The organism is Paeniglutamicibacter sp. NPDC012692 (assembly GCF_042901625.1).
Classification (GTDB): Bacteria; Actinomycetota; Actinomycetes; order Actinomycetales; family Micrococcaceae; genus Paeniglutamicibacter.
In genome coordinates this window covers 440,831-456,022 of record NZ_JBIBDE010000003.1, presented here as the reverse complement: position 1 = coordinate 456,022, position 15,192 = coordinate 440,831, and the positions used below count along the sequence as shown (strand labels likewise).

General features: G+C 65.3%; 13 protein-coding genes and 1 tRNA gene. 6 read left to right on the top strand and 8 right to left on the bottom strand.

Annotation, left to right across the window (positions count from 1 at the left end; translation table 11 throughout):
- Positions 1-24: 24 nt before the first annotated feature.
- Complete coding sequence (locus ACFY5D_RS14030) at positions 25-573, top strand: GNAT family N-acetyltransferase (protein WP_387530809.1); 549 nt, start codon at positions 25-27, stop codon at positions 571-573.
- Between the two features lie 89 nt (positions 574-662).
- On the opposite strand, the gene upp is transcribed toward ACFY5D_RS14030, so the two are convergent.
- Positions 663-1,301, bottom strand: coding sequence for a uracil phosphoribosyltransferase (upp, locus tag ACFY5D_RS14025; protein WP_387530806.1), 639 nt, complete (start codon positions 1,299-1,301; stop codon positions 663-665).
- A gap of 121 nt (positions 1,302-1,422) precedes the next feature.
- Between upp and ACFY5D_RS14020 the strand changes: the two genes are divergently transcribed.
- Both ACFY5D_RS14020 and ACFY5D_RS14015 read left to right on the top strand, forming a co-directional pair.
- A complete protein-coding gene (locus tag ACFY5D_RS14020) occupies positions 1,423-2,865 on the top strand; it encodes an FAD-binding oxidoreductase (protein WP_387530803.1) in 1,443 nt (480 codons plus the stop codon).
- 93 nt (positions 2,866-2,958) lie between these two features.
- Positions 2,959-3,441, top strand: coding sequence for a nucleoside deaminase (locus tag ACFY5D_RS14015; RefSeq protein WP_387530800.1), 483 nt, complete (start codon positions 2,959-2,961; stop codon positions 3,439-3,441).
- Between the two features lie 26 nt (positions 3,442-3,467).
- Here the strand turns inward: ACFY5D_RS14015 and ACFY5D_RS14010 are convergent, their stop codons facing one another.
- Both ACFY5D_RS14010 and ACFY5D_RS14005 read right to left on the bottom strand, forming a co-directional pair.
- On the bottom strand, positions 3,468-4,121 hold the full coding sequence (locus ACFY5D_RS14010; protein ID WP_387530798.1) for a hypothetical protein: 654 nt from the start codon (positions 4,119-4,121) through the stop codon (positions 3,468-3,470).
- 44 nt (positions 4,122-4,165) lie between these two features.
- Entirely contained in the window at positions 4,166-5,506 is a 1,341-nt protein-coding gene (locus ACFY5D_RS14005) for a DNA glycosylase AlkZ-like family protein (protein ID WP_387530795.1), read from the bottom strand.
- Between ACFY5D_RS14005 and ACFY5D_RS14000 the strand changes: the two genes are divergently transcribed.
- Positions 5,474-5,564, top strand: a tRNA-Ser gene (locus ACFY5D_RS14000). The two genes, ACFY5D_RS14005 and ACFY5D_RS14000, sit on opposite strands and share 33 nt — an antisense overlap.
- Positions 5,565-5,610: 46 nt before the next feature.
- Here the strand turns inward: ACFY5D_RS14000 and ACFY5D_RS13995 are convergent.
- The 5 genes from ACFY5D_RS13995 to ACFY5D_RS13975 all read right to left on the bottom strand — a co-directional run bounded on the left by ACFY5D_RS13995 (position 5,611) and on the right by ACFY5D_RS13975 (position 9,559).
- The gene (locus tag ACFY5D_RS13995; protein ID WP_387530792.1) at positions 5,611-6,210 is read right to left on the bottom strand and encodes a dihydrofolate reductase family protein; all 600 of its coding nucleotides are present in this window, start codon (positions 6,208-6,210) and stop codon (positions 5,611-5,613) included.
- A gap of 31 nt (positions 6,211-6,241) precedes the next feature.
- The gene (locus ACFY5D_RS13990) at positions 6,242-6,841 is read right to left on the bottom strand and encodes a hypothetical protein (protein WP_387530790.1); all 600 of its coding nucleotides are present in this window, start codon (positions 6,839-6,841) and stop codon (positions 6,242-6,244) included.
- Positions 6,842-7,188: 347 nt separating this feature from the next.
- Positions 7,189-7,836 carry a DUF6318 family protein gene (locus tag ACFY5D_RS13985; protein ID WP_387530787.1) on the bottom strand — a complete coding sequence of 216 codons (648 nt, stop codon included), beginning with the start codon at positions 7,834-7,836 and terminating at the stop codon, positions 7,189-7,191.
- Positions 7,837-7,988: 152 nt separating this feature from the next.
- Positions 7,989-8,762: an SDR family oxidoreductase gene (locus tag ACFY5D_RS13980; RefSeq protein WP_387530784.1), complete on the bottom strand. Its 774-nt coding sequence runs from the start codon at positions 8,760-8,762 to the stop codon at positions 7,989-7,991.
- Between the two features lie 89 nt (positions 8,763-8,851).
- Positions 8,852-9,559 carry a phosphatase PAP2 family protein gene (locus ACFY5D_RS13975; protein ID WP_387530781.1) on the bottom strand — a complete coding sequence of 236 codons (708 nt, stop codon included), beginning with the start codon at positions 9,557-9,559 and terminating at the stop codon, positions 8,852-8,854.
- Between the two features lie 97 nt (positions 9,560-9,656).
- On the opposite strand from ACFY5D_RS13975, the gene ACFY5D_RS13970 reads away from it, so the two are divergent.
- Positions 9,657-10,115, top strand: a complete 459-nt coding sequence (locus ACFY5D_RS13970; protein WP_387530778.1) for a 23S rRNA (pseudouridine(1915)-N(3))-methyltransferase RlmH — start codon at positions 9,657-9,659, stop codon at positions 10,113-10,115.
- Positions 10,116-10,176: 61 nt separating this feature from the next.
- Positions 10,177-15,156: an ATP-dependent helicase gene (locus tag ACFY5D_RS13965; protein WP_387530775.1), complete on the top strand. Its 4,980-nt coding sequence runs from the start codon at positions 10,177-10,179 to the stop codon at positions 15,154-15,156.
- Positions 15,157-15,192 lie beyond the last annotated feature (36 nt).

Sequence of the window (15,192 nt, the reverse complement as noted above, 5' to 3'; positions counted from 1 at the left end):
CGCTGTGGGAACTAGAATCCGGTCATGCCCGTAATTTTCCTGCCGATGACCCCGGCCGATACCGAGGACGTCATAGCGTTCCTCACCTCAAACAGGTTTCCTTTCCATGTCCAGGCTGCGCCAGAAGCCCAATCCGTGCGGTCTGGCGTCGAAAATGGCAGGTTCTGGAATGCGGACACCCAGGGGTACTGGGTTCTCGTGGATGGCCAGCGCCTCGGCATCGTCGCGCTTGAGGATCTGCAGGAAAGCTCCCCGCTGTTCGACCTGCGCCTGGCTGAAACGCATCGCGGTAAGGGCCTTGGTGTGGAAGTCGTCCGTGGGCTCTGCGATCTCGTCTTCACCACGATGCCCGGTGTCCTGCGCTTTGAGGGGCAAACCCGCGAAGACAACGTAGCGATGCGCAAGACCTTCTTGCGGTGCGGTTTCCTCAAGGAAGCCCATTACCGTCTGGGATGGCCGACCGAAGACGGTGGGCATGTCGCCTCCACTGCCTACGCGATCCTGCGCCAAGACTGGCAGCACGGAACCGTGACCACGTTCGACTGGGAAGAGATCGACATCCAACCGTCCTGATCCTGCATCCGGCTTAAACACCGTGGCGCCCGTTCCCACCCCCAGCTCGGGGAATCAGGAACGGACGCCACGGTCCAAAAACTGCGGGGCTAGTGTGCCACGCCGTACAGGCGGTCGCCGGCGTCGCCGAGGCCCGGAACGATGTAGGAGTTCTCGTCCAGCTTCTCGTCCAGGGAAGCGAGCACCAGATGCACCTTGTCGTTGTCGCCGTAGGCTTCCTCCAGGCGGGCCAGGCCCTCCGGGGCGGCGATCAGGCAGATGCACGTGACATCCTCAGCACCGCGGTCGAAGAGGAACTTGATCGACTCGATCAGCGTGCCGCCGGTGGCAAGCATCGGGTCGAGTACGAACACCTGGCGGCCGGTCAGGTCCGACGGGAGGCGCTCGGCGTAGGTGATGATGTCGAGGGTTTCCTCGTTGCGGGCCATGCCCAGGAAGCCGACCTCCGCGGTCGGAACCAGACGGGTCATTCCCTCGAGCATGCCCAGGCCGGCGCGCAGGATCGGCACCACCAACGGGGTCGGCTTGGCGAAGGCGATGCCCGTGGTCACTGCCACCGGGGTCTCGATCTGGACCTGGACGGTCTTGACCTCGCGCGTTGCCTCATAGGCCAGCAGGGTCACCAACTCGTCGGTCAGCTGCCGGAATACCGGCGACGGGGTGTTCTTGTCTCGAAGGACCGATACCTTATGGGCCACCAACGGGTGGTCAATTACCTGTACGCGCATGAAGCAAAATCTACCAGTCTGATCTGGGAAAAATCCTGTTTTCACCGCTCCAATCGCCGTGATTCCCGCCATTGACCGCCACGTCGGCCGAGCGGACAATGGGCACCAGACCGGGCCGGTCATGACCCGGACAAAACCCGAAGCAGGCATCATGGACACCACCCACCCGCTTCCGGCATCCGCACTGCGGTCGCTGTCGGCATCACTGCACGGCATGCTCATCACCGGTGCCGACCCCGAATACGGCGAGGCCCGTAGCGTTTGGAACGCCATGATCGACAGGCACCCCATCCTCGTGGTCCGCGCCGCCGACGTCGCGGACGTCTGTCTCGCGCTGGCCTTCGCACGGGACCATCGGCTGCCGTTGGCGATCCGTGCCGGCGGGCACAACGTGGCCGGCTTCGGCACCGTCGAGCACGGGCTGGTGCTGGACCTGCGCGCCCTCAACACCGTGCACGTGGACCCCGCTGGGCAACAGGTGAGGACCGGCGGCGGCACGCTGCTCGGCGAACTCGACCGGGCAACAAGCGTCCACGGGCTCGCGGTTCCCGTCGGCGTCATATCGCAGACCGGCGTGGCAGGGCTGTGCCTCGGAGGCGGCCTCGGATGGCTCACCCGGCCCCACGGGCTTACCGTGGACAACCTCCTCGCTGCCGACCTTGTCACGGCCGAGGGCGAAGTGCTCCACACCGATGCCTCCACCAACCCCGAGCTGCTCTGGGGGCTCACCGGCGGGGGCGGCAACTTCGGCGTCGTCACCGACTTCACGTTCAAGGCCCACCCGCTGCCGGAAACCCTCTACTCCGGGAACCTGATTTACCGGGTGGAGCACTGGAAACAGGCACTTCGCGCTCTGCGTGATTGGGCGCTGGCGCTGCCCGACCCGATGACCGTCATCGTCAGCGTGCTGGTGCCGCCCGCCGACTGGGACCTGGGCACCAAGAGCATCCTCGTCGTCGGGTTCCTCTGGGCCGACCCCGACCATGCTGCCGGTGTAGCCTGCGTGGAGGATTTCACCGCCAAGGCGCCCCCGGATGAGCAGGAGGTCTCTCCCGCGTCATGGCCCGCATGGCAATCGTCCATGGACGCGCTGTTCCCCAAAGGCGTGCGCGCCTACTGGAAGAACTCCGCGTTCGACGCCCTGTCCGACGATGCCATCGAGGTGCTCGTCGCCCACGCAACGCAACTCGACTGGCCTGGCACGGCCTTCGACATCCACGTCATGGGCGGCGCCATGGGCCGGGTCCCCCTCGGCGCCACGGCTTTTCCGGACCGGTCCTCCCCGTTCTGGCTCAACATCTACGGGTTCTGGAACGACTCGAACCGAGACGCCCACCATGTGGCCTTCATCCGCGGGTTCCACCGCGAGATGCAACGCTTCTCCAGCGGCGGGGAATACACGAATTTTTCGAGCAGCGACGATCACTTTCCCCGCGGGTTCGACGCACTGGGCGTGTTCGGCGAGGAAAAGCTTGCCCGGCTCACGGCGCTCAAGGACCGCTACGACCCGAACAACCTCCTGCGCTTGAACCACAACATCGTCCCGCCCCGCGCGGAGGGGTGAAACCACCCTCATCCAAGTACCGGCGCTCCAACCCTTGGGTGCCTGCTCCCGGCGGGCTGCGCTTCGGCGTGCGGCCAAACTAGACTTGGCCGAGTGATTCCTGAACTACCCAGCCACCGCGACCTCATGGGCCTGGCCCTGGACGAGGCGCGTGCCGCCCTCGCCACCGGAGACGTCCCCATTGGCGCCCTCATCCTGGGCCCCGACGGGCAGGTCCTTGCCACCGGACGCAACGAGCGCGAGGCCCACGGGGATCCCACCGCCCATGCGGAAGTGATCGCGATCCGCGCCGCCGCCGATGCACTGCGTGCCGCGGGAAACGACGATGGCTGGCGGCTCGAGGACTGCACGCTGGTTGTCACTCTGGAGCCCTGTGCCATGTGCGCCGGGGCGATCGTGCTCGCCCGCATCCCCAAGGTCATCTTCGGCGCCTGGGACGAGAAAGCCGGTGCTGTCGGCTCGGTGTTCGACATCCTGCGCGAGCCGCGGCTCAACCACTGGGTCGAGGTCTACCCCGGTGTTCGGGAAGAAGAATGCGCCAAGCTACTTACTGATTTCTTTCGCGCCAAGCGGTAGGCCCGAGCCGGCCCGGCAAGTAGTGATCAGCCCGCCGGCAGCCGATTCGGCTCAACCTCGACGGCCAGGTACCTGAACTGCCCAAGCCCCTCGACGGGCGGGGCATAGTCGTCCCATCGCAGGTCGTAGTTCCCTTGCAGGGTCCGCGTCTTGTCGTGATCGATCCGGCCCGCCCAGGCCCGGATGTCATTCAGCGTCGTGCCCTCGTGCAGCCGGAATTCCTGATCCTGGCTTGCCTGGCCCGTCCGCGCGGACTCACTCCACAGCGCCCGCGCGTTGGAAATCAGAAGCGCCAGGCCGTTGCCTGCTGGACTTGCCTGACAGAACCTTTCAAGGCGGGAAATGTCGTGTACGAACCCATGGCGGAGCAAGTCGTCCGCGCCCTGCCCGCGGAGGTTGAATTCCTCGCCTCTGAGATCCTTCCCTTGCCCCGCAGTCGGATAGAACTTGAACTCGACTGCTGTGCTCCCTGCATGCGTGAAACAGAGCATGTCCAGGACTTCCCTGGCCTCACCGACGCCCTGTTGCCTCATCTCCATGCGGACCTTTACCCGTGGATCAAGCTTCCATATCGCTCGACCGAATGCGTGCTGCAAGTCGCCTTCGGAATGAAACACCTGACGTTCCTCGGACAGCTGCCGCATCACGGACTGCAAGGGAATTCTTCCTGCAATCAACATATTTCAGGCCCCTATTCGGTTACCGGGCTATGCACCCTGAGAGCTCATTTACTCCGCAACTTATCCAAAGCGGCGATGTTCTTCAAGCGTGACTTTGGCGAATCCAAGCTAAACGACCTGAAGTCCCCCAAGTCCTCTCCGATCCATGCCTGAACCTCGGCAATGCGTTTCAGAACCTTCTCGCTCGCCGGCTCGAACGTCCACCATGCGATTCGTTCATTTTCCGGATCGTATTGCCACAATCCGATGATTCTTCCGCGGTCCACGATCGGATGGTCGGACAAATCGGCTGCCAAGGCGGATCCGCCCATCCCCGTGACGGCGGCCCGACCCACGGCGTCGAAAGCGTCGATCGAGTTCCGGCGAAGCAGCATCAGGGAATCCGACCCGGCCAGCAATTGCACATCTTCATCGGCTGGCACTTTGAACGCGGCCATCAAGGACACGTCTTCCGGCATCATCCACAGCATTTCGTCGCCGGCGGTCTTCACCTCAACCGCATCGATCGCGTCCAGCGCGGCCTTGGTCTGCGCAACGGTAAACGCCGTAAACCAACGGATCTGTCCCGTCGTCGCCCCTCCGGTCCATCCCAGGAATCTCTCCACCATCCGCGACCGCACCACATCGTCGCTCTCCCCCGTGGCCGGAAGCTCCCACGCCACGTACGAGTAGCGCTGTTGGTCCAAGCGGCCGTTCACCGGGACCCGTCGGATTCGTCCGTCCGCCTGCAGCAACCCCAGCGCCGCGGGCAAGGTCGTTGTGGCGCCCTTCTTCTTGCCTTCCTCACCCATGTTGCGAACCTGGTCACCCAGCACGTCCTTGAGCTCGCGAGGGTCCATCGGCGGCTCACCGGACGCCTTGGCACGCTGCAGGACTTCCATCACGGAGTCGGCCAGCCGTTCAATTTCTTCCCGGTCGACTCCCAAACGCAGGAGAACCTTCACTGCGGCTTCCGCAGACGCTCCGCCCAGCTGCAATCCCCATGCGAAATCGGCAGCAGGCAAAACGTAGGTACACCCGCGTGCCGTGGGCAATTCATGGATTTCCTGCGTAGCCACCAACCGATCGGCGGCTTCCCTCCTGATGCCGGCCCTGGCAAAGAGCGTCAGGTAGGTATTGGCGCCGCCAATGGAACGGGCCCACCCCACACGATCCAGCACGCTTGCGGCATCCGATCCCGTGAGCGTTCCGTCAAGACCCTGTCGGTGCCACGACCACGCGCGGAGGAACTCCGGTGTGAGCTGTGCGACGGGAATTTGCGGTATTTCGGTCATCGGCATCATGGCTACATTCTGCCCCGAAGACCCCTCGTTTTTGTTGTACGCCATTCTTCCGATAGAGTGTTCAGGTCTGGTGACGTGTCCGAGCGGCCGAAGGTGCAACACTCGAAATGTTGTGTACGGTAACCCCGTACCGAGGGTTCAAATCCCTCCGTCACCGCCAGTTTGAAGGGTTCCAACTCCGCAATGAGTTGGAACCCTTCAGTCGTTTAAGCGTCAGATTCAGCAACGGGCCCTGAATCCGGGTCACCTTTCAAGACTTGGTAGTGAAGATGCGCGACCCCATTCGGGAAAGCGCGCTGACCCAACAGGGCCAGATTCAATCGAATGTCATGCGGCAAGGCTCGTTTGCCTCCTCCGACAACCACCGGAGACACGAAGAAATGAATCTCGTCGACCAGCCCGGATTTCAGTGCCTGACCGGCAAGTTCTGCGCCACCCACGGAGAGGTCGGCGGTGGCCTCGGTTTTCATTCTTTCGACTGCTAGCGGATCAAAGGTCGATTCAATCCTCGTTCGCTTGCTGCCAGCTTCCCGCAAGGTTCTGGAGTAGACGATTTTCTCCGCATCGTGCCAAATCGTGGCGTAGTCTTCGATGAACGGCGGCAGGTCCTTTTGCCCGTAGAGCGGCTCCCAGAAGGTCATGACCTCGTAGAGCTTCCGGCCCATCAGTTGCGTTCGGATACCCCGTTCGAGGTCGTTGATAAAGGAATGAACCTCAGAGTCGGGCATACTCCAATCGAAGTTGCCCTCGGCATCGGCTATGTAGCCGTCAAGCGAGGTGATCGCAGTGTAAAAGAGCTTGGCCATGGGACCTTCTTCGTTTGGGTCGGGTCAACAATTACTCAAAGATCGAGGCACACCCCGGGCCGTCAGGGGTTCCTTGGCAGTTTTCTGCGACAAGTACTTTCTTGGTTCGCCAAACGCTCATGGTCATCGATGCGCTCGGCACATTGGCCACTCCTGGGATTGGGGTCCATGGCCCACCTTCGGTGGAAAACTCTCCACGGAATCTCGTCGTGAGATCCACTCCAAAGTCACCGGTTTCCTTATAGACATGGCTGGATGATGTCGGCGCATCAAATCCGCGATTAGATTGCGGTTCGCCGGGGAAGTTCAGGGTGCGGGATGAACCGTCGCCGTAAGACCACGAATACGAAGTCGGGATGGCGCGCACTCGCACATCTTGGTCAAAGATCACGATGTCGAAATTCTGGTTTTCTGAATCTGCATACATGTGCGCGTGGCCATTTCGAAGGGAAAAACTATCAGGCTGACTAATGATCGTCGAAGCCAAAATCGGAAGCTCGCGGAATCGTTCTGGGGTTACTTTCGCAATATCTTGCTCGGCGCCTGGAATGTCGATAGCCGGTTCGACTGTGCAGTATGAACTCGTTCCTACCAATTGACCTTTGCGTGGCCCATTAATCGCATAAATCATGCGAATGAGCGGGTAGCTCCCGTCACTACATGGAGGATCTGGGTTTGCATCGCATCCGAGATAGCCCATTAGTCCAGGCTCACATTGGCGGTAGTACTCGACTTTGTATCGTAATTTCGGACCGTACGAAACTTGCTTTGATTTCGACGGAGTGTGGAAGTAGCTAGGGCCAGGTACCTGAATCTGTTGTCCACATTGCGATTCATATGTATGCCCACTGTTTCCTCCGAAGTACATCTCGTCAGCGCACGGAGGAACGTCAGCAATTGCAGGTTTCACGCTGCTTTGCATTAGTGATGCTGCAATAAATAACAGCGCCAAAGCCGTCGTAAGGCGAGTCACGTCCGCTATTTCCCGTCTGGATCGATGAATTCGACGTCCGCGACTTTCCATCCATCAGCAAAGATCATTTGAAGCGTCCCCGCCGCTGGGTTCGTCAGAGCCGGAATTTTCCCCTGCAGCTCACCCGACGGAAGATAGATAAGAGTTTTATCGCGTAAGAACGTAAATCCCGAAACTCCGCCGCTATCAACCTCTTTGGCAAAGTTAACTTTCAGCGTAGTCTTACCGCCTACATGCCAGCTTCCTTTGCCGCGATTCCTATCGCCAGGGTCGATTAACTGCTTGGCACACAGGTAACACGAATGCTCGGTTACGGACTTGATTGGTTTCGTATCGTAGGTCAACACCGTGTAATCGACTAGCTCGAAGTAGTACTTCGTGAATGCAACGATGCCTTCCTCTGATTTCTTCTTTGCAGCTTCCGGCATTTTCGGAACGGGCCAGTTCTGCGCTGGCCCCTTCGAACTTGCCGGAACCGGTTTTGGAGTTGGTTTGGCAGTCGGAGTAGACGATGTGCTCGGCGTGCTGATCGATGCTGTCGGCGGTGAACTGGATGGTTCGGCAGGGCCTGCCGAAGCTGTGCAGCCAGCTGTTCCCATCACGAATGCACCCGCGCATAAGGCGATGATGACGCTTTTGGTTTTGCCAATCATGCCGGGCCTACAATTCACGTCGGAGTCATTTGATCGACATCCTAGACCCGAACCGAACACCGCGGGAATGCTTATCCACAAGCAGATTTGCCGCGTGCTGAAATCTTGGGTCGACTAGTGATTCACTCAGCAATTAGAAGACTATTGATCAACTAGGCGGTTCTTCCGTTGGCCAGCCATTCCTCGAACAGGGTCGGGTCTTTCGCTACACCGATTCCCGGCAGCAGCCCGCCGTTCAAGACCTTGATTCCTGGCACCGGGACGGGAATCACCCGGGGATGTGGTCCGCCGTTGTGGACCACGGCATTGTTGCGTGCGACCAACCGCGCCAATTTCGCCAGGTCTCGAGGCTCGGGCCCCGCCAGTTCAACGCCGGCAGGGGCATCGACGCCCAGTTCCACAACGGAAACAACCAATCGCGCGACGGCATCGGCGGCCACGGGTTGGCTCATCATGCGCGGCACCACCGCAATCGGACCGACACGCATCTGGTCGATGAGTGTCTCCGCAAGTTCAAACCACTGTGTTGTGCGGACGATCGTGGTTGGGATCCGGGCGTTTTGGTATCGTGCTTCCTGCGCAGCCTTGCCGCGGTAGTAGCCCATGCGCCTGTTGATTTCGGGGTTGCGCGCGTTCACGATCGACACGCACACGAGATGCGCCACGCGGGCGTCCTCGGCTGCCCGGATCACGTTTCGGGCGGTCGTCTCGTAGAAATCGACGCAGACGCCGGCCTTCATAGAGACGATGTTCAGGCAATCGACCACCGCGTCGGCACCCGCGAACGAGTCTGCCAACCCGGTTCCGGCGTACGCGTCGATACCCGTTGACCGACTGGCCGCAACGACCTCATGCCCCGCGAGTTCCAGAAGTCGGACGACGCGGGCACCCATCGTTCCATTTCCGCCAAGCACAACGACCTTCATGCCCTGAGACTACCCGTGAGCCAAGCCCGATTCGAGGGCAACGGCCGCTTTTGTCGTTGACGGCCAGCCGGGTAGGCCGGAAGGTATATCTAGAGCACGATCCAGTGCGCGAATCGGCGGTTCCTCAGCACCACAAAATGATGCAACACCATGACGACCGCCGCCCAGGCGCCGCCGACCAGCAACCCTTCAAGAACGTCCGTCAGCCAATGGTGCCCCAGGTAGATTCGGCTCCACCCGACGCCCAAGACGAAGGCCCCCAGGGCAACCAGACTCAAGATGCGGGCGAGGCGGCTTCGCAGGACCAGGAAAAGCAGGTAGCCGACGACCCCGAGAATCGCGGTGGCATTCAGCGTGTGGCCGCTGGGGAAGGCATACGATCCGGGCACGGGCTCGACGGCATGGGCCAGCGGCGGGCGCGCGCGGGCGGTCAGGTTCTTCAGCAGCACGGTCAGCGCAACCGAGCCGGCCGCGGTGATCCCGATCAGCAGAACCGGCCAGTAGCTGCAGGTCCGCCAGCACAGCAGCCCGGCGGCAACGAGCGCGATCGCCGTCATGCCCCAGGTGTCGCCGAGCGTCGAAAAGGACCACGCAGCATTCGTGGCGAAAGGTGTTCGGTGCGCGACCATCCACTCAAGCGTCGGAACGTCCCAAGTCCCCAGGCCTTCGCCCATCCGCGCCGAAACCCACAGGCGCCGGGCAACGCCGAAGAGACCCAGCACCACGGCAAGGACAAGGAAGATGACGGAACCGGCGCTTGGAGCACGTCCGGATCCGCGGCGTCTGTGGGCGTTCATGCTTATCAGCGTATCTTCCGGACCTGTCGCCGGCCCGAAGCTCGCTGGGAGGACGCCCGGATACGGCGGCGGGCGGTGCATGCGGGAAGATGGATGCATGACAATCCGCGTGCTGGCCATCGGCAAGAAACACGAGTCCTGGGTGACCGAGGGCATCGACCGCTACGAGAAGCGCATGAAAAAGCCCTTCGACGTGAAGTGGCAGCTGCTGCCTCATTCCTCCCGCGAGGGCGACGCCGCGCGCACCGAGGAATCCGAGCGCATCCTGGCCAAGGTCGACGCGAAGGACTTCCTGATCCTGCTCGACGAGCGCGGCAAGAACATCGACTCCCCCGCGCTGGCCAAGACGCTGCAGCGCCCGCTGGACACCTCGCGCAACATCACCGTGGTGATCGGCGGGGCCTACGGCGTCGACGACTCGGTGCACAACCGCGCCGACTTCATCTGGAGCCTGTCCAAGCTGGTCTTCCCGCACCAGCTGGTGCGCCTGATCCTCACCGAGCAGCTCTACCGGGCCCAGGAAATCGCCGGCGGCGGCAAGTACCACCACGTCTAAACGAACACGTCAGTGACGCCGCGGGGCATTTTGGCGGCGCTGGCGCTTAAGCTGGGAACCGATGGCCAAGCAACCTGATCCGCGAGCGGTCCTCGACCGGTTCACGCCCGCCACGCGGGCCTGGTTCGAGGGAGCCTTTGCCGCGCCGACGCCCGCCCAGATCGGCGCGTGGGACGCGATTTCCACCGGGCGGCACGCCCTGGTCATCGCCCCGACGGGATCGGGCAAGACGCTCTCCGCGTTCCTCTGGGCGCTGGATTCCTTTGCGCGCGCCGCCACCGAAATCACGGCGCCCGCGCTGCCCGGGCTGGAGGTCGGCGGCCAGACCGAGACCCGCCCGAAAGCCAGCGGCACCCATTCCGCCGGAACCAGGGTGCTCTACATTTCACCGCTGAAGGCCTTGGGCGTCGACGTCGAGCGCAACCTGCGCGCCCCGCTGGTGGGCATCAAGGCCACCGCCGCGCACCTGGGGCTCGCGGTGCCGCAGGTGTCCGTGGGCGTGCGTTCCGGCGACACCCCGGCCAACGAGCGCCGCAAGCTGGTCACCAACCCGCCGGACATCCTGATCACCACCCCCGAGTCGCTCTACCTGATGCTGACCTCACGGGCCAGGGAATCGCTGGCCGGAGTGCACACCGTGATCCTCGACGAGGTGCATGCGGTGGCGGGCACCAAGCGCGGGGCGCACCTGGCGCTGTCCCTGGAGCGGCTGGACGCGCTGCTGGCCGCCCCGGTGCAGCGCATCGGGCTCTCGGCGACCGTGGAACCGCGCGAGGAGGTGGCGCGCTTTGTGGGCGGCGGCGCCCCGGTGTCCGTGATCGCCCCGCCGATCACCAAGACCTGGGACCTGAGCGTGCGGGTTCCCGTGGAGGACATGACGGACCTGCCGGCAGCGGCGGCCGCGCACGACCTGGGCCCGGGTTCCGGGCTGGCCCCGCAGGCGAGCATCTGGCCGCACGTCGAGGAACAGATCGTCGACCTGATCGAGGCGAACCGCTCGACGATCGTGTTCGCGAACTCGCGCAGGCTGGCCGAGCGGCTGACCGGCAGGCTGAACGAGATCCACGAATCCCGCGTGACGGGTGTCGACGCCGAATCCGGCTTTGCCCCGAACGGGATCGGCTCCACCGGCGCGGAGATGACCGCGGGAACCCCGGCCAAGCGCATCCAGCCGGGCAGCGGCATGCCCGCCGCGATGATGGCGCAGGCCGGCATGGTCTCCGGGGCCGGTGACGCCGAGGGCGGTGGAATTGTCCCGCTGGCCCGGGCCCACCACGGGTCGGTCTCCAAGGAGACCCGCGCCCAGATCGAGGACGACCTGAAGACCGGCGTGCTGCGCGCCGTGGTGGCCACCAGCTCCCTGGAACTGGGCATCGACATGGGGCTGGTGGACCTGGTGGTGCAGGTCGAGTCGCCGCCCTCGGTCGCCTCCGGGCTGCAGCGCGTGGGCCGCGCCGGGCACCAGGTCGGCGAGACCTCGATCGGCACCTTCTTCCCCAAGCACCGCGCCGACCTGCTCTCCACCGCGCTGACCGTCTCCCGCATGCGGAAGGGGAAGATCGAGAAGCTGCACATCCCCGCCAACCCGCTGGACGTGCTGGCCCAGCAGACGCTGGCCGCCTGCGCGCTGGAGGACCTGGACGTGGAGGCCTGGTTCGACACCGTGCGCCGGGCCGCCCCCTACGCCTCGCTGCCGCGCGCCGCGTTCACCGCGACGCTGGAGATGCTCGCCGGCAAGTACCCGTCCGACGAATTTGCCCAGCTGCGCCCGCGCATCGTCTGGGACCGGGACACCGGCACGCTCACCGGGCGCCCCGGCGCCCAGCGCCTGGCCGTCATCAGCGGCGGCACCATCCCGGACCGCGGGCTCTTCGGCGTGTACCTGGTGGGCTCGGAGGAGAACTCCGGGGCCAAGGGCGGGCGCCGGGTGGGCGAGCTCGACGAGGAAATGGTCTACGAGTCCCGGGTCGGGGACGTGTTTGCGCTCGGGGCCACCAGCTGGAAGATCGAGGACATCACCCACGACCGGGTGCTGGTCTCCCCCGCGTTCGGCCAGCCGGGCAAGCTGCCGTTCTGGAAGGGCGACACCCAGGGCCGGCCCGTGGAGCTCGGCGCGGCGCTGGGCAGGTTCACCGCCGAGCTGGTGAAGCTGCCCCGGCCGGAGGCCTTCGGGCGGCTCGGCGCGATCGGGCTTGACGACTTCGCCGCCGGCAACCTGCTGAACTACCTGGACGCGCAGGCGGAGGCGACCTCCGTGGTGCCCGGCGACAAGACCATGGTGGTCGAGCGCTTCGTCGACGAGCTCGGCGACTGGCGCGTCATCCTGCACTCCCCCTTCGGCCTGCCGGTGCACGCACCCTGGGCGCTGGCCGTCGGTGCCCGGCTGCACGAACGCTACGGGCTGGACGGCTCCGCGATGGCTGCCGACGACGGGATCGTGCTGCGCGTTCCGGCCATGGACGACGAGCCGCCGGGGGCCGAGCTCTTCGCGTTCGAGCCCGACGAGATCGAGGACCTGGTCACCGCGCAGGTGGGCAACTCCGCGCTCTTCGCCTCCCGCTTCCGCGAATGCGCGGCCCGCGCCCTGCTGCTGCCGCGCACCAATCCCGCCAAGCGCACCCCGCTGTGGCAGCAGCGCCAACGCAGCGCGCAGCTGCTGGACGTCGCCCGCAAGTACCCGGATTTCCCGATCATCCTGGAGACCGTCCGCGAGTGCCTCAACGACGTCTACGACCTGCCGTCGCTGAAGAACCTGCTGGGGCTCATGGGCTCGCGCGGCATCTCCGTGCGCGAGGTGCAGACCCGGCTGCCCTCGCCCTTCGCCCAATCGCTGCTCTTCGGCTACGTGGCGCAGTTCCTCTACGAGGGGGATTCGCCGCTGGCCGAGCGCCGCGCCGCCGCCCTGAGCCTGGATCCGGCGCTGCTGAACGAGCTGCTGGGCCGCACCGAGCTGCGCGAGCTGCTGGACGCGCAGGTCATCCTGCGCACCGAGGCCGAGCTGCAGCGCCTGGCCCCCGGCCGGCAGCTGGCCGGGATGGAGGGCGCGGCGGACCTGCTGCGCATGCTCGGCCCGCTGGGCCTCGAGGCCGTCGCCGCCCGCCTGCGCGACGAGACCGGGCCCGATGGGACGGGGCACGACCGGGCCGAGCCGGATTCCGACGCCGCCAGCCAGGCCCATCTGTCCCTGGTAGAAACGCACTTGCAGGCCCTGGTCCGCGCCAACCGGGCGCTGGAGGTGCGGCTCGGCGGCGGCACCGTCTTCGCCGCCATCGAGGACGCACCGCGGCTGCGCGACGGCCTGGGCGTGCCCCTGCCGCACGGGGTGCCGCTGGCCTTCATCGACCCCGTCGAGGACCCGGTCGGCGACCTCGTTTCACGCTTCGCCCGGACCCACGGGCCCTTCACCGCGGCGGATGTCGCGACCTCGCTGGGGCTGGGCGTCGCCGTGGCCAAGGCCGCGCTGGACCGGCTGGTGGCCGAGAACCGGGTCATGACCGGGGCGTTCAGGCCCGCCGAGCTGCTGGCGGAGGACGCCGCCGGCTTCCGTTCCACGCAGCTCGAGTACTGCGAGTCCGGCGTGCTGCGGATGATCCGCAGCCGCTCGCTCGCGGCCCTGCGCGCCGAGGTCGAGCCCGTCGACCAGCCGACGTTCGCCAGGTTCCTGCCGGCCTGGCAGGGCATCGGCCAGGGGCTTTCCGGCGTAGACGGGGTGCTGGCCGTGGTCGAGCAGCTGGCCGGGGTGCCCGTCCCGGCGTCCGCCGTCGAATCCTTCGTGCTGCCGGTGCGCGTGCGCAACTACGCCCCGGGCATGCTCGACGAGCTGATGAGCGCCGGCGAGGTGCTGGTCTCCGGGGCCGGGGCGCTGGCCGGAACCGACGGCTGGGTCGCGCTGCACACCGCGGAAAACGCGCCGCTGAGCCTGCCGCAGCCGGACCGCGAACACCTCGGGGCGCTCGCCCGCAGGCTGCTGGTGGTGCTGGATGCCGGCGGGGCCTACTTTGTGCCGCAGCTGGCCCGGCTGGTGGCCGCGGTGCCGGATCCCGCGGCCGCCGCTTCCGACGGCGGTCTTGTCGCGGCCGGAACCGAGCCGCGCACGGATGAAGTTCTCGAGGCCCTGTGGGAGCTGTTCTGGGCTGGCGCAGTCTCCCCCGACACGCTCGCGCCGATCCGTGGGCTGCTCTCCGGTGGCAAGTCCGCCCACCGGGCACCTGCGCTGGCGCCTCGGGCACGCACGGCACGGCTCGGGCGGATGGCCATGCTGCGGCAGGGGCACGCCGGGTTCGAGGCCCCGGGCACCGGCGATACCTCCGTCATGCGCCTGCAGGGGCGCGAGCTGGGCCCTCGTTCCGGGTTCGGCAGTGTCCCGGAGTCGGGCACCGGCCGCTGGGCGGCGCTGCCGCACCCCGTCGGGGACCCGACCATCAGGGCGCACGCGAGCGCCGAGTTCCTGCTCGAACGCTACGGCGTGGTGACGCGGGGATCGGCCGCCGCCGAATCCGTGCCCGGCGGCTTCGGCCAGCTCTACCGGGTGCTCGGCCGGCTGGAGGAGGCCGGCCATGCCCGCCGGGGCTACTTCGTTGAAAGGCTCGGGGCCGCGCAGTTCTCCACCTCCCCGACGATCGACAGGCTGCGCACCTTCGTGCGCGATGCGGGGACGGAGGCTTCCCCGCCCTCGGCCTTGGCCCTGGCGGCCACCGACCCGGCCAACCCCTACGGTGCCGCACTGGCCTGGCCGCAGGCGCCCGGAGGACACCGCCCGGGGCGCAAGGCCGGGGCCATCGTGGTGTTGCTGGACGGTCGTTTGGCCCTGTACGTGGAGCGCGGAGGCAAGACCGTACTCGATTTCCAGGGGGCCGTCACTGCGGAAAACATGCTCGACGCCGCGGCCGTCGAGCTCGTTGCGGCCCTGCGCCGGGCCGGCATCGAGAAACTTGCGATTCTCAAGGTCAACGGCGAACCGGTCTCCGAGTCACCCTGGGCCGCCGCGTTACGCCGCGCTGGGTTCTATTCCACCCCAAGTGGTTTGCGCTTTAGAAGCTAACTTCCGGTGAATTTCCCCCACCCGTGGGAATCTCGG

What these genes read in the sequence shown, in the direction of transcription:
- ACFY5D_RS13995 (WP_387530792.1), bottom strand. Translation starts at nt 6,210, where the DNA reads ATGGCCAAGCTCTTTTACACTGCGATCACCTCGCTTGACGGCTACATA.
- ACFY5D_RS13985 (WP_387530787.1), bottom strand. Translation starts at nt 7,836, where the DNA reads ATGATTGGCAAAACCAAAAGCGTCATCATCGCCTTATGCGCGGGTGCA.
- upp (WP_387530806.1), bottom strand. Translation starts at nt 1,301, where the DNA reads ATGCGCGTACAGGTAATTGACCACCCGTTGGTGGCCCATAAGGTATCG.
- ACFY5D_RS13970 (WP_387530778.1), top strand. Translation starts at nt 9,657, where the DNA reads ATGACAATCCGCGTGCTGGCCATCGGCAAGAAACACGAGTCCTGGGTG.
- ACFY5D_RS13990 (WP_387530790.1), bottom strand. Translation starts at nt 6,841, where the DNA reads ATGATTTATGCGATTAATGGGCCACGCAAAGGTCAATTGGTAGGAACG.
- ACFY5D_RS13975 (WP_387530781.1), bottom strand. Translation starts at nt 9,559, where the DNA reads ATGAACGCCCACAGACGCCGCGGATCCGGACGTGCTCCAAGCGCCGGT.
- ACFY5D_RS13965 (WP_387530775.1), top strand. Translation starts at nt 10,177, where the DNA reads ATGGCCAAGCAACCTGATCCGCGAGCGGTCCTCGACCGGTTCACGCCC.
- ACFY5D_RS14030 (WP_387530809.1), top strand. Translation starts at nt 25, where the DNA reads ATGCCCGTAATTTTCCTGCCGATGACCCCGGCCGATACCGAGGACGTC.
- ACFY5D_RS14020 (WP_387530803.1), top strand. Translation starts at nt 1,423, where the DNA reads ATGACCCGGACAAAACCCGAAGCAGGCATCATGGACACCACCCACCCG.
- ACFY5D_RS13980 (WP_387530784.1), bottom strand. Translation starts at nt 8,762, where the DNA reads ATGAAGGTCGTTGTGCTTGGCGGAAATGGAACGATGGGTGCCCGCGTC.
- ACFY5D_RS14010 (WP_387530798.1), bottom strand. Translation starts at nt 4,121, where the DNA reads ATGTTGATTGCAGGAAGAATTCCCTTGCAGTCCGTGATGCGGCAGCTG.